This window comes from Pseudomonas sp. SZ40, assembly GCF_052958135.1.
On sequence record NZ_JBQWIF010000017.1, the window covers coordinates 29,100 to 46,695 of the forward strand.

Annotated in this window: 14 protein-coding genes, 1 tRNA gene and 1 pseudogene; 12 read left to right on the forward strand and 4 right to left on the reverse strand. The window is 61.4% G+C overall.

The window, feature by feature from the left end; translation table 11 throughout:
* Positions 1-20: 20 nt before the first annotated feature.
* The 6 genes from phnX to ACT9T4_RS14845 all read left to right on the forward strand — a co-directional run bounded on the left by phnX (position 21) and on the right by ACT9T4_RS14845 (position 9,029).
* Positions 21-848: a phosphonoacetaldehyde hydrolase gene (gene phnX, locus ACT9T4_RS14820; RefSeq protein WP_499117675.1), complete on the forward strand. Its 828-nt coding sequence runs from the start codon at positions 21-23 to the stop codon at positions 846-848.
* 96 nt (positions 849-944) lie between these two features.
* Positions 945-2,465 carry an acetaldehyde dehydrogenase ExaC gene (exaC, locus tag ACT9T4_RS14825; RefSeq protein ID WP_499117677.1) on the forward strand — a complete coding sequence of 507 codons (1,521 nt, stop codon included), beginning with the start codon at positions 945-947 and terminating at the stop codon, positions 2,463-2,465.
* A gap of 395 nt (positions 2,466-2,860) precedes the next feature.
* Entirely contained in the window at positions 2,861-4,558 is a 1,698-nt protein-coding gene (gene aspT, locus ACT9T4_RS14830; protein ID WP_499117679.1) for an aspartate-alanine antiporter, read from the forward strand.
* 16 nt (positions 4,559-4,574) lie between these two features.
* Complete coding sequence (locus ACT9T4_RS14835; protein WP_499117680.1) at positions 4,575-6,215, forward strand: bifunctional aspartate transaminase/aspartate 4-decarboxylase; 1,641 nt, start codon at positions 4,575-4,577, stop codon at positions 6,213-6,215.
* Positions 6,216-6,326: 111 nt separating this feature from the next.
* Positions 6,327-7,325 (forward strand): 2-hydroxyacid dehydrogenase, encoded by a 999-nt coding sequence (locus ACT9T4_RS14840; RefSeq protein WP_499117682.1) that lies wholly within the window; start codon positions 6,327-6,329, stop codon positions 7,323-7,325.
* A gap of 87 nt (positions 7,326-7,412) precedes the next feature.
* On the forward strand, positions 7,413-9,029 hold the full coding sequence (locus ACT9T4_RS14845) for a lactate permease LctP family transporter (RefSeq protein WP_499117684.1): 1,617 nt from the start codon (positions 7,413-7,415) through the stop codon (positions 9,027-9,029).
* Between the two features lie 284 nt (positions 9,030-9,313).
* Here the strand turns inward: ACT9T4_RS14845 and ACT9T4_RS14850 are convergent, their stop codons facing one another.
* Positions 9,314-10,873 (reverse strand): sensor domain-containing diguanylate cyclase, encoded by a 1,560-nt coding sequence (locus ACT9T4_RS14850; RefSeq protein WP_499117686.1) that lies wholly within the window; start codon positions 10,871-10,873, stop codon positions 9,314-9,316.
* Positions 10,874-11,271: 398 nt separating this feature from the next.
* Between ACT9T4_RS14850 and ACT9T4_RS14855 the strand changes: the two are divergent.
* Positions 11,272-11,343 (forward strand): annotated as a pseudogene (locus tag ACT9T4_RS14855) (integrase); the annotation flags it as partial.
* A 424-nt stretch (positions 11,344-11,767) separates the two neighbouring features.
* Here the strand turns inward: ACT9T4_RS14855 and ACT9T4_RS14860 are convergent.
* The 3 genes from ACT9T4_RS14860 to mobA all read right to left on the reverse strand — a co-directional run bounded on the left by ACT9T4_RS14860 (position 11,768) and on the right by mobA (position 12,855).
* Positions 11,768-11,844, reverse strand: a tRNA-Pro gene (locus ACT9T4_RS14860).
* Positions 11,845-11,951: 107 nt separating this feature from the next.
* A complete protein-coding gene (locus ACT9T4_RS14865) occupies positions 11,952-12,173 on the reverse strand; it encodes a YgdI/YgdR family lipoprotein (protein WP_042555582.1) in 222 nt (73 codons plus the stop codon).
* 109 nt (positions 12,174-12,282) lie between these two features.
* Positions 12,283-12,855: a molybdenum cofactor guanylyltransferase MobA gene (mobA, locus tag ACT9T4_RS14870; RefSeq protein ID WP_042555583.1), complete on the reverse strand. Its 573-nt coding sequence runs from the start codon at positions 12,853-12,855 to the stop codon at positions 12,283-12,285.
* A 68-nt stretch (positions 12,856-12,923) separates the two neighbouring features.
* On the opposite strand from mobA, the gene moaB reads away from it, so the two are divergent.
* From moaB to ACT9T4_RS14895, 5 genes are all read left to right on the forward strand, one after another.
* Positions 12,924-13,463, forward strand: coding sequence for a molybdenum cofactor biosynthesis protein B (moaB, locus tag ACT9T4_RS14875; RefSeq protein ID WP_042555584.1), 540 nt, complete (start codon positions 12,924-12,926; stop codon positions 13,461-13,463).
* On the forward strand, positions 13,460-14,671 hold the full coding sequence (locus tag ACT9T4_RS14880) for a molybdopterin molybdotransferase MoeA (protein WP_499117689.1): 1,212 nt from the start codon (positions 13,460-13,462) through the stop codon (positions 14,669-14,671). Before moaB ends, ACT9T4_RS14880 begins: the two co-directional genes overlap by 4 nt.
* A 91-nt stretch (positions 14,672-14,762) precedes the next feature.
* Complete coding sequence (yegS, locus tag ACT9T4_RS14885; RefSeq protein ID WP_042555586.1) at positions 14,763-15,659, forward strand: lipid kinase YegS; 897 nt, start codon at positions 14,763-14,765, stop codon at positions 15,657-15,659.
* Between the two features lie 121 nt (positions 15,660-15,780).
* Positions 15,781-16,710 carry a chemotaxis protein CheV gene (locus ACT9T4_RS14890; RefSeq protein ID WP_042555587.1) on the forward strand — a complete coding sequence of 310 codons (930 nt, stop codon included), beginning with the start codon at positions 15,781-15,783 and terminating at the stop codon, positions 16,708-16,710.
* A gap of 83 nt (positions 16,711-16,793) precedes the next feature.
* Positions 16,794-17,594: an MOSC domain-containing protein gene (locus ACT9T4_RS14895; RefSeq protein WP_179538591.1), complete on the forward strand. Its 801-nt coding sequence runs from the start codon at positions 16,794-16,796 to the stop codon at positions 17,592-17,594.
* Positions 17,595-17,596: the final 2 nt, after the last annotated feature.

Sequence of the window (17,596 nt, forward strand, 5' to 3'; positions counted from 1 at the left end):
CCTTCGTTTGGAGATACACCATGAACTACAAGCAACCGACTCAATTGCAAGCCGCGATTCTCGACTGGGCAGGTACCGTCGTCGACTTCGGCTCTTTCGCACCAACGCAGATATTCGTCGAAGCCTTCGGCGAGTTCGGCATCGAGGTTTCCCTTGATGAAGCGCGCGGGCCTATGGGCATGGGCAAGTGGGATCACATACGCACGCTCTGCGACCTGCCTGCCGTTGCCGAGCGTTACCGAGCGAAGTTTGGCCGAACGCCGAGCGATGCTGACGTGACAGCCATCTACGAGCGCTTCATGCCACTGCAGATAGCCAAGATCGGCTTACACTCGGCATTGATTCCCGGTGCACTGGATGCCATTGCGGCGTTGCGCGAGAAGGGTTTGAAGATCGGCACCTGTTCCGGCTATCCGGCGGTGGTGATGGCCAAGGTCGTGGAGCTGGCTCGGCACAATGGTTACGTGCCGGATCACGTCGTCGCCACCGACGAAGTGCCCAATGGTCGCCCTTATCCGGCTCAGTCACTGGCCAACGTCATCGCGCTTGGTATCAGCGATGTAGCAGCCTGCGTGAAGGTCGACGACACCTGGCCTGGCATTCTGGAAGGCCGCAGCGCCGGTATGTGGACAGTGGCACTGACCTGCTCGGGCAATGCGCTTGGCGTGACGTATGAGCAGTATAAAAACATGCCTCAGGACAAGCTGGATCAGGAGCGTATTCGCATTGGGCGCATGCTGGAAGGCTCGCGTCCACACTACTTGATCGACACCATCGCCGATCTGCCAGCGGTGATCGATGACATCAACGCCCGCCTGTCGAGAGGCGAGGTGCCGCAAAACACCTGAGCCCTGCACGCTGTATCTCTGGGGCTGTCGGCAAAGGCTGACTGCCCCACACTCGGTCGCGATGCAGCGGCCAACCGACAATAAGAGGTGATCACCATGATCTACGTAAACCCTGGATTACCTGGCGCCGTCGTCACCCTCAAGCCACGCTACGGCAACTACATCGGTGGCGAATTCGTCGCCCCGGTCGGTGGCCAGTACTTCACCAACACCAGCCCGGTGGATGCCTCGGTGATCAGTGAATTCCCCCGTTCCGACGCCAAGGACATCGACAAGGCCCTGGACGCCGCCCATGCAGCCGCCGATGCCTGGGGCAAAACCTCGGTGCAGGATCGCGCGCTGGTTCTGCTGAAGATCGCCGACCGCATCGAAGCCAACCTTGAGCTGCTCGCCGTGGCGGAAACCTGGGACAACGGCAAGGCCGTGCGCGAAACCCTCAACGCTGACGTGCCGCTGGCCGCCGATCACTTTCGCTACTTCGCCGGCTGCATCCGCGCGCAGGAAGGCAGCGCGGCGGAGATCAACGAACACACCGCGTCCTATCACTTCCACGAACCGCTGGGTGTGGTCGGGCAGATCATCCCCTGGAACTTCCCGCTGTTGATGGCCGCGTGGAAGCTGGCTCCGGCGCTGGCAGCCGGCAACTGCGTGGTACTCAAGCCCGCCGAGCAGACGCCGCTGTCGATCACTGTATTTGCCGAACTGGTCGGCGACCTGCTGCCGCCGGGCGTACTCAACATCGTTCAGGGGTATGGCCGTGAAGCCGGCGAGGCGCTGGCCACCAGCACGCGCATCGCCAAGATCGCTTTCACCGGCTCCACCCCGGTCGGCTCGCACATCATGAAGTGCGCTGCTGCCAACATCATTCCGAGCACAGTCGAGCTGGGTGGCAAGTCGCCGAACGTGTTCTTCGAAGACATCATGCAGGCCGAGCCGGCCTTCATCGAGAAAGCCGCCGAAGGCCTGGTGCTGGCCTTCTTCAACCAGGGCGAGGTGTGCACCTGCCCGTCCCGCGCGCTGGTGCAGGAGTCGATCTTCGAACCGTTCATGGTCGAGGTGATGAAGAAGATCAAGGTCATCAAGCGCGGCAACCCGCTGGACACCGACACCATGGTCGGCGCCCAGGCGTCGCAGCAGCAGTACGACAAGATCCTCAGCTACCTGGAAATCGCCCAGCAGGAAGGTGCCGAGCTGCTCACCGGCGGCGCTACCGAGAAGCTCGAGGGCGACCTGGCCAGCGGTTATTACATCCAGCCGACCCTACTCAAGGGCACCAACAAGATGCGCGTGTTCCAGGAGGAAATCTTCGGCCCAGTGGTCGGCGTGACCACTTTCAAGGACGAAGCCGAAGCCCTGGCCATCGCCAACGACACCGAGTTCGGCCTGGGCGCCGGCGTGTGGACGCGCGACATCAACCGCGCCTACCGCATGGGCCGTGGCATCAAAGCCGGCCGCGTATGGACCAACTGTTACCACCTGTACCCGGCGCACGCTGCCTTTGGCGGCTACAAAAAGTCCGGGGTCGGGCGCGAAACCCACAAGATGATGCTCGACCACTACCAGCAGACCAAGAACCTGCTGATCAGTTACGACATCAATCCGCTGGGCTTCTTCTAAACGGTGCCAGACAAAACCTGCTAAGCAGGTTTTGTCTCAATCCCCAGCGACGGATTCTGGCCAAAAATGTGCATTAGATGACAGTCCCATTCAGGACTTTTCTGTGCAGATGCAGTACGAAAGCCAGACCTAATGCGAAGGATCCGATCTGCAGTCAACCAACATGCTTCTTTTTGACAGTCCTTGAGCGCTGTGCTTGGCTTCTTAAGCAAATACCCCGACTGCACCGTGCTAACGCCCTCATACTTGCGGTGAGCGCTTTGCTCACGACGACCAGCCAGCTGTGTGAAGAATGTTGTATCGCTGCGGCGCTCATGATCTAGCCAAGCCGATATTCCTACATCGCTGCGTACCTACGTTTTATTGCGTATGGATTGCTCGAGAAAGGAAGCTCCATGGATTTTCTGCATCAGGTTCTGAACCAGTCACCCGAACTTGCATTGTTTCTGTCCCTAGCGATTGGCTATTGGGTGGGTAGCATCCAATTCGGCAAGTTTCAGCTTGGCGGTGTGGCCGGATCGTTGCTGGCTGCCGTGGTCATCAGCCAGGTCGGCGTGACCATCGACAACGGCATCAAGTCGGTACTGTTCGCCCTGTTCATCTACGCCGTAGGTTTCGAGAGTGGGCCCCAATTCTTCCGCTCGTTGGGTCGCAACTCGCTGCGCGAAATCGTGCTGGCAGCGGTCATGGCGCTCAGTGGTTTGGCGACGGTAGTCATTGCCGCCAGGTTACTGGATCTGGACAAAGGGCTAGCCGCCGGTATCGCGGCAGGTTCCATGACGCAATCGGCGATCATTGGCACCGCCAGTGCGGCTATCGCCAAGCTGGATCTACCCCTTGAGCAGATCCAAGCGCTGCAGGGCAACGTCGCTGTCGGTTATGCCGTGACCTACATCTTCGGTTCGTTCGGCGCGATCATCATGTGCGTCAACGTCCTGCCCTGGTTCATGAAACGCACCATTCGCGATGACGCGACCAAAGCCGAGGCCGAACTGCTCTCCGGCGCACGGGTTTACGGGCAGGGTGAACAGCCGGCGGTAGCGCCGCTGGTTGGCCGCATTTACCGCGTCGAGCAGGCTGCGGGCAAGACCGTCGAGCAGCTCGAAGCGCTCCAGCAAGGCAGCGGCCAGACCACCTTGACCGTCGAACGCATCAAGCGCGGAGGTGCCTTGGTCGGCATTGCGCCGGATACGGTGCTTGAGAACGGCGATGTGGTGTTGGTGGTAGGGCGCCGTGCGCGCGTCGTGGCGATAGCCGAGCAGCTTGGTGCCGAACTGCAATCCTATCCCGACATGGATGTGGTGGTGGTTCAGCGTGAACTCACGATCGACAACCCCGCGTTCCTCAATCGCACCGTGGCGGACATTCGTCAGGAGGCTAACCGGACGCTGCGCCACGGCGTGTACGTCGTGGAGGTCAAGCGTGGCGGGCGGCCGCTGGCCTTGCAGCCCGATACGGTGATCGCTTCAGGCGACCTGGTCATGCTGTACGGCACCCCGGATGACATCCAGCGCGTAGCCAAGCAGGTCGGTTCGGTCATCGTGCCCAGCGACAAGACCGATTTCGTGTTTCATGGGTTCGGGCTTGTGGTGGGCTTGCTCATCGGCATGATCGTGGTGCGCCTCGGCGCCGTACCGCTGACTCTGGGCAGTGGCGGGGGTGCACTGATCGCCGGGCTGGCCTTCGGCTGGTACCGCAGCCTCCACATGACCCGGGGCAACATGCCCACCCCTGCTTCGACACTGTTGCGTGACCTCGGCCTGGCCGGTTTCGTGGCCGTGGTCGGTCTGCAGTCTGGGCGCCAGGCGGTGGAAACCATCGCCACGCAGGGCGTTTCCATCTTCTTGGTCGGAGTGGTGGTGTGCATTGTCCCCATCCTCATCGCCATGTTCGTGGGCCGCTATGTGCTGCGTTACGACAATGTGGCGCTGTTCGCCGGTGCCCTGTCTGGCGCACGCAGTGCCAACCCAGCCTTTGGCGAGGTGCTCGACAAGGCGGGCAATTCGATACCGACGGTTCCCTTCGCGGTCACATACGCCCTGGCCAACGTGTTTCTCACGTTGCTCGGGCCGCTGGTTGTCGCCTTCGCCTAACTGTAGAGAGGATGCCATGAGCAACGAGCAAGCCCAGAACGAAGACTACGCACAGTACGCCAAGTTGAGCCCATTCGAACTAAAGGACGAGTTGATCAAGCTTGCCTCGGGCAGCGAAAACCGGCTGATGCTCAATGCCGGGCGGGGCAATCCCAACTTCCTCGCGACGCTGCCGCGGCGAGCCTTCTTCCGCCTGGGGCTGTTCGCCACCGCCGAGGCCGAGCTGTCTTACTCCTATATGCCCCACGGCGTGGGTGGTTTGCCGCAGATCGATGGAATCGAGGTGCGCTTCGAACGCTATACCTCCGAGTACCGTGATCAACCTGGCGTGCTGTTCCTCGCCAAATGCCTCAGCTATGTACGCGATCAACTGGGTCTTTCTGCGTCGGCCTTTCTCCACGAAATGGTCGAAGGCGTCCTGGGCGTCAATTATCCCGTGCCGCCACGGATGCTGAGGGTTTCCGAGCAGGTGGTGCGCGAGTACATCGTCAAGGAGATGATCGGTGGATTCATCCCCGCAGGCACCGTCGACCTATTCGCTGTGGAGGGGGGCACGGCAGCCATGACCTACATCTTCCATTCGCTGCAGCAGAACGGTCTGCTCAAGCGCGGCGACAAGGTCGCGATCGGCATGCCGGCCTTCACGCCCTACATCGAGATCCCAGAGCTGGAGGAGTTTGGCCTGGAGCAGGTGCACATCGATGCCGATCCTTACGCCAATTGGCAGTACCCGGATGCCGAACTCGAAAAGCTGAAAGACCCGGCGATCAAGATCTTCTTCTGCATCAACCCCAGCAATCCGGCGTCCGTGAAAATGGATGAGCGCAGCCTGGAGACGGTCGCGCGCATCGTCACCGAGTCACGCCCGGATCTGTTTATCCTCACCGACGACGTATACGGCACCTTCGCTGACGATTTCCGCTCGTTGTTCGCGATCTGCCCGCACAACACCATGCTGGTCTATTCCTTCTCCAAATACTTCGGTGCCACGGGGTGGCGCCTGGGCGTGATCGCCGCGCACAAAGACAGCGTTTTCGACAAGGCGCTAGAGGCGCTGCCAGATGAGACCAAAGCGTCGCTGAGCCGGCGATACGGCACGCTGCTTCCTGACGTCGAGCGCCTCAAGTTTATCGACCGGATCGTCGCTGATAGTCGCACCGTCGCCCTCAACCACACGGCCGGCCTGTCGACGCCGCAGCAGGTGCAGATGGTGCTGTTTTCCCTCTTCGCTTTGATGGATGAAAGTGACGGCTACAAGATCGAGCTCAAGAAACTAGTGCGCCGCCGTGAGGCCGCGCTCTACCGGGAGCTGGGCGTTGCGCCAGAGCGTGACCTGAATGCCGTCGAGTACTACACCTTGCTTGACCTTGAAGAGCTGGCACGCAAGATCCACGGCGACGACTTCGCCGCTTGGGTGAAGGCCAAATTCAGCAGCGGCGATCTGCTGTTCCGAATCGCCAAGGAAACCGGAATCGTGCTGTTGCCAGGCAAAGGGTTCGGCACCAAGCAACCTGCCGCCCGCGTATCCCTGGCCAACCTCAATGAATACGAATATGCCAGCATCGGCCGCTCGCTCAGGGCCATGGCTGACCAGTACTACGAGGAGTTCAAGGAATCCAAGGAAGGTACCCAGAGTTCGCCGAGAAAGGCCACCTGAGGCAGGTATCGTGGAAACTGTTGGGGTTCTGGTGAACCTCACCGTAAAACCTGCCGGCGATCTGGCCCACCCCACGCAGAACCCTTCCAAGCCCAGAAACGGATACTCCAGATGAGAATCGCCGTCTTCAGTGCACGCCCCTATGACCGTCATTCACTCGATCGTGCCAATGAGGCCGCCGCAGCGGGGCAACGGGTCCAGTTTCTGTACAACGAGGCCACACTCGATTCCCGTACAGCCGCGCTGGCGGATGGTTGTGACGGGGTTTGCGTGTTCGTCAATGATCGGCTTGATGCGCCGGTGCTGCAGACATTGCATGAGTTGGGGGTGAGTGCCATCGTGCTGCGCTGTGCAGGCTTCAATAACGTGGACTTGGCCACGGCGCAGCGGCTGGGCTTCTTCGTCGCCCGCGTGCCTGCGTATTCGCCCGAAGCAGTGGCCGAGCACACACTGGCGCTGGTGATGACGCTGAACCGCCATACACACCGCGCCTACAACCGCGTACGCGAGGGCAACTTCATGCTTAATGGCCTCCTCGGGCGAACGCTGCACGGCAAAACGGTGGGCATCGTGGGCACAGGAAAGATCGGGCTGGCGACGTCGCGAATCTTTAACGGCATGGGCTGCAGGGTGCTTGGCCATGACCCGTATCCATCGCCTGCCTTCCAAGCAATTGGTGAGGATGTAGAGCTTGATGAACTGCTGGCACGCTCAGACATCGTCTCTCTGCATTGCCCACTGACCGAGCAAACAGAGCACTTGATCAATGATGTCTCGCTGTCCCGGCTGAAGCCCGGTGCCATGCTGGTCAATACCTCGCGCGGTGGGCTGGTGGACACCGGTGCGGTAATTCGTGCGCTGAAGTCGCGCCATCTGGGTCACGTCGCCATCGACGTGTACGAGCAGGAAAGCGAGTTGTTCTTCCAGGATCGCTCCGGCGAGATCATCGATGACGACGTGTTCCAGCGCCTGATGACCTTCCCGAATGTGCTGGTGACCGGGCATCAAGGGTTCTTCACCGCCGAAGCGCTGGAAGAGATTGCACAGACCACGCTGGCCAATCTCGGGCACTTTACTGCCGGCACACCATGCCCGAACTGCGTCTCGTGATTCAGCCGGCAATCCATACCCGGCAGTGCGCTGCGCCCGCGCGCGCACTTTTGCAGCGCCCGTTGCCAACACCCGGAGCCCCCAAAAATGTGGCCGCAGAACTACGATCCGCTGGGTAACCCTAATCTCTCCGCACTGCTGGCTGCGTTGCCCGTGCTGGTGTTCCTGCTGGCACTTACGGTGTTTCGGCTCAAGGGGTTGACTGCCGCACTGCTGGCTGTGGTCGTCTCGGCGGCGGTCTCCGCGCTGGTATTCGCAATGCCTTCCAGCGCGATTGCCGGGGCGGCGATCTTCGGCATCTTAAGCGGGGTGTTCCCCATCAGCTTCATCGTGCTGATGGCGGTTTGGCTGTACAAGCTCGCAATCCGTAGCGGCAAGTTTGAGATCATCCGCAGTAGCATTGCGACGGTATCGGAAGACCAGCGCGTCCAAGTGCTGTTGATCGCCTTCTGCTTCGGCGGCTTTCTGGAGGGTGCGGCAGGATTTGGTGTGCCGATCGCCATTTGTGCCGCGCTGCTGGTTGAGCTGGGCTTCCGGCCACTAAAGGCCGCCATGCTGTGCCTGCTGGCCAACGGTGCGGCGGGGGCCTACGGAGCGATCGGCATTCCGGTGCTGGTCGGGGCGCAGCAAGGCGGGGTGGCAGTATCCGAAATGGCTCCAATGCTGGTGGCGCTGGTACAGGTCATCGCTCTGGTGTCGCCGGCCATCCTTGTACTCATGCTGGACGGCTGGCGTGGCGTGCGTGAGACCTGGCCGGTGCTGATCGTCGTCGGCGTGGTCTTCAGTGGTGTGCAGACGGCCACGCTGTACCTGCTCGGGCCTGAGCTGGTGGACATCCTCGGGCCACTGGCGGCGATGGGGGCTCTGGCCGGCTTCATGCAGCTCTGGCGTCCCAAGCGGATCTATCGCGAATCCGACACGGCGTCCGGGCCAGCAAGCCATTACAACCTCAGGGAGGTGCTGCAGGCTTGGTCGCCATTCTACATTTTGACCGGAGCGATCCTGCTGTGGAGCCTGCCTGCGTTCAAGTCGCTGTTCGTACCAGGTGGGGCGCTGGCGAATACGGTGCTGAAACTTCCCATCGGGCTGCTGGATGGGAGGGTACAGGAGCTACCGCCACTGGTGCCGCAGGTACACGTGCTGTCGGCGGTATGGAATGTGGGTTGGCTCAATGCCTCCGGAACCGCGATTCTGGTGGCAGCGGTGCTGACAGTTGCGCTGTCGCCACGGCTCAACCCGCGCATTGCCGGCCAGGAGCTGGCGCAGGCCTGCCGGGAGATGTGGAAGCCGCTGGCGACGGTTTCGCTGGTCATGGCGGTGGCCTACATCACGAACTATTCGGGTGGATCTTCGACCATCGGGCTGGCGCTGGCGCAGACCGGCGGCGTCTTCCCGCTTCTGTCGCCGTTAATTGGCTGGATGGGTGTCTTCATAACCGGCTCGGTAGTCAATAACAACACGCTGTTTGCCCACCTGCAGGCGGTGACGGCCGCACAGATCGGTGCACCAGAGGCGCTGCTGGTGGCCGCAAACACAGCGGGTGGCGTAATGGCCAAGTTGGTTTCGCCGCAGTCCATTGCCATTGCCGCAGCGGCGGTGAAACTGGTGGGCCAGGAGGCCGCGATCATGCGCACAACGCTCTCTATTAGCATTGTGCTGCTCGCCTACGTTTCCCTGTGCACATGGGTGCTTTCTATCATGTAAGGCCGCGCTGTGGGCGGGTAACTGTCGTCGACATTTGCGGCCGTTTTTAAATGTGTTCCATATAGCAGACCAAGCGTGTCAGACAGATACATCGTTCGAGATCAGACCGCGGTTCTACTGAAAGGCCGCTAATTACGTATGCTCATGGCCGAAACCTACCTCTACTGCCTGGCCGAGCGCCGTACCAGCCAAGTGATCGACATATCCCTAGCTTTTGTAGACAGGCCCGACTGCGGCGGCCTGCAATGCGTTTATGAACGCAGAGCAGCACTAGGGATCTGTCGCTATGACTGCACACGATTTCGTCCACCATCCTTGGCCTGGTATAGACGATCGTCAGCGAGTTTGAGAACGCCTTCGGCGGTTTGGACACCGGGTTGTAGGGTGGCCACACCGATGGAAATGGTGATGTAACCCACCTGCGGGACTTCACAGGCAGCGATGGTCTCTCGTATACGCTCAGCAATGGAGGCGGCTAGTTGAAGTGGCGTATCGGGCAGGATCAGGATGAATTCCTCGCCCCCGGCTCTGCATGCAAGGTCCGCAGCTCTTGAGTTGTCCTTGAGGATGTTCGATACATGCTGCAGAGCAATGTCGCCTGCATCGTGACCGAAAGTGTCGTTGACCCGCTTGAAGTGATCAATGTCTAGAGCAAGTATCGAATATGGCTGGCCAGCCTGCCCCAGCAAATCCAGCAGAGCATTCATGGCGCGGCGATTAGCCAGGCCGGTTAATGGGTCGCTTTGCGCCTCTTGGCTGAGACGTCCCAATTTCTGCAGCAGCAGTTGTACGCCAGCCAACAGCGCCTGACGAATGGCGAAGGCGTCACGGTACCAGGCACGAACCTCCAGAAGGCGCTCGGTCGTCTGAGGTGCCGCTAATTGCTCAGCAATCGATGCGAGCTGGCGCAGCGGGCGCGCAATGTAAGCAGCCCCAACCCAGATCAAGAACAATCCAAGTATCCCTGCGGGAAGCATCCCGATAAGCATTTCGCGCATCAGCCTGTTCAGAGGTGCCAGACTATGTTCGCGTGGCTGCTGGGTCACAACAGCCCAGTTGGCGTTAGCTACCTGAGCATAACCTGCGAGCATCGGGACGCCCTTATAGTTGGGCACCGCCATGAAGCCGCTTTCGCCTCGAAGTGCTGCATCAACCGTCTTGCTCCACTTCAGCGTCTCGCCGATCCGTTGCGGATCAGGGTGGTACAACAGGCGGCGATTACCGTCGGCCACGAAGGCGAACGTGCCTTCATGGTGAAAATGACTGCTGATTACCGAATATAGCGCGCTTTGCTTGAGCAAATAGACTGACCCACCAACTACCCCGACAAAGGTGCCCGAAGCGTCGAATATGGGCTGAGAAATGAATATAACTAGGTTGCCTGCTATTGAAACGTAGGCAGCGCTGACTTGCGGGCGGCGTGCAGCTAGAGCTTGCTGGATGCCGTCAGAATCGGAAGTTGAACCTTTTATCTGCAGCGTGTTGGGATATGCTTCGAGTATCTTGCCGCTGGCATCCACAACGGTGATCGAGTTGAAATCGTCATCCTGCGCCTGTAGGCGCAGCGCCTCTGCACGCAATAGCTGGGCATCGCCCCAATGCTTACCCAATTCGCTGGCACTGAAGCTGAGATGGCTATGCGATGAGCGCAGAAACTCGCCAATACTGGACGCAACCTTGGCAGCATAGGCGCTGTTGGACACTAAGGCGTGTTCAATTAAAGCGTCACGCTGAACCCGGTACGCTGTAACCAGGCTGTTGGCTAGCGTCGCCAGAACAGACAGCAGGGCAAATCCCAAAATCAACGTACGTAGATCTACCGGCCAAGCTGTCGATTGCTTCATAGAGGCTCCTGATTCAATTTCACTCCCTTACTGCCACTTTGCCTCAACTTAGCAAATACCGTGAATCCTGCACTTACCGGTATAGGACACCACAACGGTACCGTCCGGCTTGATGCTCAGTGAAACAGTTACCTCGGTATTACTAGCCTCAAAATGCACCTTCAAATTACCCGGGCAGGTTGCATCGATGTGTAGCACCGCTGCAATGGCAATGCCCGAAGCACTCCACAGAAGGAAATAGGTCAATAGTCTTGTCGCTTTTCACTCCTAGGCCCGGATAGAGCCGAGGTGGTTCTGAGCGACCATAGTGACCCAAGATAGCTTCGCGTCTGTGCTGTCCGGTTAGCAACCACCGTCTTAAGTATCCATCCTTGTCCTCCTCATATGAAGGACATGCCATGAATTCCATTTCCACCTGCAGTCATCAACCCTGGAACAATGGAAGATTAATCGGACAGAAAGCCCCGCTCTGACTAAAAAATATTCTGGCTATACGGATAAGGCTTCAAATGATGGCGGAACAGACTGAGATTTGATCCTCATAGCGACGATCAAACCCAGGCCGCCGCTAAGTGGCCGATAGCCGTCCTCCACGACCGGCCGCTATTGGCCGATTGCTGCCGGTGGTGTCCTGGCAGCACACGGTTTCAGCCAGTTCGAATTTCATCTCATGGTAAGCAGGTAAGGAGATACCAGTCCTGTGGCCTAGCTCTAGCCAACGATCCTTACGCCAACAGCGACCATCTCCCACCAAATCACGCCCACGATCCAATCGTCTTGCCGGCCAAATACCGGAGGAGGCGGGGAGAAACAGCCAGATACGACAAAGCCCGCACAAGGCGGGCTTTGTCGAGGTGTTTCGCGAGCAGCGCAGGGCTGCTGGAAACTGGGATTTGGTCGGAGAGACAGGATTCGAACCTGCGACCTTCTCGTCCCGAACGAGACGCGCTACCAAGCTGCGCTACACTCCGAATGCGCCGAATTGTACTGAAAAAGTTTTGCAGCACAAGGGGTTAGCGCAAAATTTTTGATCGGGGCGCAGCGCCTGAAGCCTGCGCCCGCGATGGGTCAACGGTGCTTACAGCTCTTTGACGGTACGAACCTGGTCTTTGTTGACCTTGGTGCGCTTGCCATCCAGTTGTTCGAATTCGTAGAAGCCAGTGTCGTCGTCGAAATCAGGGCGATCTACGGTCTGGATTTCCCGGCCATCGTTCAGGGTGATGACCGAAGGCGTGGAACAACCGGCCAGAGTAACCAGGCCGAACGCGAGTAGAAATGCAGCGGTAGTCCGTTGCTTCATGACATGTCTCCTTAAATCGAAGCTGAATGATTACTTGGGCTAAGACGAGCACGGCGACCCCAAGTTCCACCCTATTTATCCACTCGGCTGGCTGACTCGCAAGCGCGATCTATTCGAGAAGCTGCGGTGAATTGACGTTGCTCAGGCGCGGATCGTCTGGCGCGCAGGTTAGCGCCACGGGCTGGTGATCGTGCAGCCAGCGCTGTGTGCTGCGCTGGCCCGCCTGCCAGGCCTGCTCCAGAGAGGGCAGCAGGCTGCGCGGGACGACCGCGAACAGTGGTTCCCAGTGGCCGTCGCGCTTGGCCATCACCGGGCGCTCGCCGGCCAGCGCGATAAGTTCGTCGAGCAGGCTGCGGTCTACCCGGGGTGCGTCACAGGGCAGCACCAGCAGGAGAGGGTGGCGGGCGATCTGCAGGGCGGCGCGGATGCCGGCCAGGGGGCCGGGGTAGTCTGCGCTGTCATCGCCAACGAGGCGGTCGGCGTAGGGCGCATAGGCGTCATGGTTACGGTTGCAGGAGATGATCAGGTCGTCGGTGAGGGGGCGAACCTGGTCGTGCAGCCAGGCGATCATCGGGCGCTCCTGCCACTGCACCAGGCCCTTGTCGCGGCCCCCCATGCGCTGGCCGCGGCCGCCTGCGAGCAGGACCACCGAGAGGCTTTGGGGCGGGGCTGAGGTAGGCATGGCAGGGTCTCTGGAGGTGGCGCTGTGGTATAACACCGGCCATTGTTCACGACAACTGGAAGCCTGCCATGAGCCACAAGGCCGATGCGCCATTCGTGCCCCTGAATATCGCCGTTCTGACCGTCAGCGATACCCGCACGCTGGAAACCGATACCTCCGGGCAACTGTTCGTCGACCGCTTGAAAGCGGCCGGCCACAACCTCGCCGAGCGCGTACTGCTGAAAGACGATCTGTACAAGATCCGCGCCCAGGTCGCCACCTGGATCGCCGAAGACGTGGTGCAGGTCGTGCTGATCACCGGCGGCACCGGCTTCACCGGGCGTGACAGCACGCCGGAAGCGGTGGCCTGCCTGCTGGACAAGCAGGTCGACGGCTTCGGCGAGCTGTTCCGGCAGATCTCCACCACCGACATCGGCACCTCGACCATTCAGTCCCGGGCACTGGCCGGCCTCGCCAACGGCACGCTGGTCTGCTGCCTGCCTGGCTCGACCAACGCTTGCCGCACCGGCTGGGACGGCATCCTGGCCGAGCAGCTCGACGCCCGCCATCGCCCGTGCAACTTCGTGCCGCACCTCAAGCTCGCTGCGCCCTGCGAGAGCCGCGGATGAGCGAGCCGCATTCGCCGCTGATGCCGGTGGAGCAGGCGCTGCAGCGTCTGCTGGCACTGGCCGAGGCCACGCCCATCGAGGGGCAGGAGCTGGTCGATCTGGCCGACGCCGATGGCCGTGTGCTGGCCCAACCGATGATCGCCGGCCTGGATCTGCCGCCATGGCCGAACAGTGCCATGGACGGCTACGCGCTGCGCCTTGCCGACTGGCAGGGCGATGCGCTGCCGGTCAGCCAGCGCATCCTCGCGGGTACCGCCCCGGAGGCGCTGCAGCCCGGTACCTGTGCGCGGATCTTCACCGGTGCGCCGGTGCCGCTCGGTGCCGACACGGTGGAGATGCAGGAAAACGTCAGCGTGGCTGATGACGGTCGCGTGCACTTCGATCAGGCCCTGAAGCTCGCCCAGAACATCCGCCCCCAGGGGCAGGAGAACCGCAAGGGTGAAACCCTGCTGACCGCCGGTACGCGGTTGGGCCCGGTGGAGCTGGGGTTGGCGGCGTCGATTGGTCTGGCGCAACTGCCGGTACGTCGCAAGCCGCGGGTGGCGGTGCTCTCCACCGGTGATGAGCTGGTCGAGCCGGGGCAGCCGCTGGGCGCTGGGCAGATCTACAACAGTAACCGCTACCTGCTGGTCGCCTGGTTGCAGCGCCTGGGCTGCGAGGTGATCGATGCCGGCATTCTGGTGGATGATCTCGAGCGTACGCGCGAGGCCCTCGGTGCCCTGCAGGATGTCGATCTGATTCTGTCCACCGGCGGTGTGTCGGTGGGCGAGGCGGACTTTCTCGGCATCGCCTTGCGTGAGGCTGGCGAGCTGGCCCTGTGGAAGCTGGCGATCAAGCCCGGCAAGCCGCTCACCGTCGGTGAGTTCCGTGGCCGCCCGGTGATCGGCCTGCCCGGTAACCCGGCATCGACCCTGGTGACCTTCGGCCTGCTGGCGCGGCCTTATCTGCTGCGCCGCCTGGGCGTGCAGAAGGTCGAGCCGCTGGGCTTCGCGGTACCCGCGGGCTTCGTCTGGCCGAAACCGGGCAAGCGCCGCGAGTTCCTGCGGGCGCGGCTCGAGAACGGCCGTGCAGTGCCCTATGCCAATCAGAGCTCCGGTGTGCTGCGCAGTGCCGCGTGGGCCGAGGGGCTGGCGCAGGTGCTGGAAGGCACCACCCTGGAAGAAGGCGACAGCCTGCACTTCATTCCCATGAGTGAACTGCTCGGCTGAGGTGTAGAGTCGACGATGGGCTGGCGTGATTATTTCGTTTGCCCGTTGTCTGCATTGGCAGTCGTTTTCAATCCCGTTTTCCGGAGCCGTTATGCAAGAGCGTAAAGCGCTGTTGATCCTTCATGGTAAGCAGTCCCTCAACGAAGAGGTGCGTGCGGCGGTCAAGACCCAACGCGAGCGTGGCTGGGACCTGGCCGTGCGCCTGACCTGGGAGGGCGGCGATGCCCAGCGCCTGGTCAGCGAAGCGTTGCAGGCGGGCTATCCGACGCTGATCGCCGGGGGCGGCGACGGTACCCTGCGTGATGTCGCCGAAGCCATGGCCAAGGCCGAAACGGATGCCAGCCTGGTGCTGCTGCCGCTGGGCACCGCCAATGATTTCGCCAATGCAGCCGGTATTCCGCTGGCGCCGGCCGAGGCCCTGGCGCTGCTCGACACCCCCGCGCAGCCCATCGATCTGGGCGAGGTCGACGACCAGCTGTTCCTCAATATGGCCACTGGCGGCTTCGGCTCCAACATCACCGCCAATACGTCCGAAGACCTCAAGCGTGTGCTCGGTGGCGCGGCCTACATGCTTACCGGCCTGACCCGCTTCGCCGAAGTGCGCTCGGCCTTCGGGCGCTTCAAGGGGCCGGACTTCGAGTGGGAAGGCGAATTTCTCGCCCTGGGCATCGGCAATGGTCGCCAGGCCGGTGGCGGGCATGTGCTGTGCCCCCATGCCCGGGTCAACGACGGCCTGCTGGATGTGTGCATCGTGCCGGCTGCGTCGGATGTGGTCGGCACCCTCGGTACGTTGTTTTCCGGTGGGCTGAAGGGCATCGAAGGGGTATCGGTAAGCGCTCGGTTGCCCTGGCTGGAAATCGAGGCGCCCGAGGGGCTGGACCTGAACCTCGACGGCGAGCCGCGAGAAGGCCACAGCATGCGTTTTTCCGCGCGGCCCCAGGCGTTGCGGGTGCATTTGCCCCAGCAGTCGCCTTTACTGCAGGACTGAGCATGGCGCGCTGGTTTTCCGCCAGCCACTGGTGCAGGATGGCGTTGCGCCATGCCGCCTTCAGTAATGCAACGACTGGCCGATAGCCTCACAAGAACATCACGCCTCACAGGAGCGAATAATGGCCGGTATTCTCGACACCGTTGATCAACGGACACAGCTGGTAGGTGAGAACCGCCTGGAAATCCTGATGTTCCGCCTGGCTGGCCGGCAGTTGTTCGCGATCAACGTATTCAAGGTGCAGGAAGTCTTGCAGATGCCCAAGCTGACGCTGATGCCGCAGCGCCATCGTTTCGTCTGCGGGGTGATTCACCTGCGCGGCCAGACCCTGCCGGTGATCGACCTGTCCCAGGCCATCGGCATGCGCCCGATCGTGCCCGATGAGCGCAGCACCATCATCGTCACCGAATACAACCGTTCGATTCAGGCCTTCCTGGTCGGCGGCGTCGACCGCATTCTCAACCTCAACTGGGAATCCATCCTGCCGCCGCCTGGCGGAGCAGGGCGCCACCACTACCTGACGGCGATCACCAAGGTCGACGACCAGTTGGTGGAAATCATCGACGTCGAGAAGGTCCTGGCCGAGATCGTGCCGTACGACACCCGCATTTCCAGCGACCGCCTCGCCGATCCGCTGCTGGAGAAGGCCCGTGGCCGCGAAGTGCTGCTGGTCGACGACTCCAGCGTGGCGCTGTCGCAGTTGCGCGATACCCTGTCGCAGCTGGGGATCAAGATGCATGTGGCCACCGATGGCCTGAAGGCGCTGAACATGCTCAAGGCCTGGGCCGATAACGGCCAGGTGATGACCGACAAGCTGCTGATGATCTTCACCGACGCCGAGATGCCGGAAATGGACGGTTATCGCCTGACCACCGAGATCCGTCAGGACCCGCGCCTGCGTGATCTGTACGTGGTGCTGCACACCTCGCTGTCCGGCAGCTTCAACGATGCCATGGTGAAGAAGGTGGGCTGTGACAACTTCCTCTCCAAGTTCCAGCCCGACAAGCTGGTCGACGTGATTCGCGAGCGCCTAGCGCTCGACGAGCAGTAAGCGCTCAACGCCACGCGCCTGGCTTGAGCCGCGGCGGCGGTTTGCGTATAACCGCCGTTTCGCTCTAGTCAGGACGCCGGGCCATGCACCTTTCCTCGCTTTATCGCTTTCCTCTCAAGTCCGCCATTGGCGAATCGCTCCCCAGCCTGCAGCTCGACGGCCTGGGCGTGGTCGGTGATCGCCGCTGGATGCTGGCGAGCGAGGAGAACGGCCGCTTTCTGACCCAGCGCACCTTTCCGCAGATGAGCCGCCTGACGGCGCGCTGGAATCAGAGCGGCGGCCTGACCCTCGAGGCGCCGGACAGGCCCTCTCTCGATGTGGCGCTGCCGGACCCGGACGAGGCGTTGCGCGGCGTGATCATCTGGCGCGACAGCATGCGCGTGCCGGATGCCGGCGACGAAGCCGCGGCCTGGGTCAGCGCGTTCATCGGCAAGCCCTGTCGGCTGGTGCACGTGCCTGCAGAGCGTGCGCGCTATATCGAGGGCAATGTGAGCGGCGATGAGAAGGTTGGGTTCGCCGACGGCTTCCCGCTGTTGCTGATCGGCCAGGCCTCGCTCGACGACCTGGTGGCCCGGGTTGGCCGCCCGCTGGAAATGCTGCGCTTTCGTCCCAACCTGGTGGTGCAGGGCAGTGAGCCCTATGCCGAAGACAGCTGGAAGCGCATTCGCATCGGCGATGTCGAGTTCACCCTCGCCAAGGCCTGTTCACGCTGCATCATCACCACCATCGATCCGCAAACAGGCGAACGCAGCGCGGATCGCGAGCCGCTGACCACCTTGCGCAGCTACCGCCAGCGCGAAGGCGAGATTCTCTTCGGGCAGAACCTGATCAACCACGGCAGCGGCGAATTGCAGGTCGGCATGCCGGTCGAGGTGTTGGCGTAGGT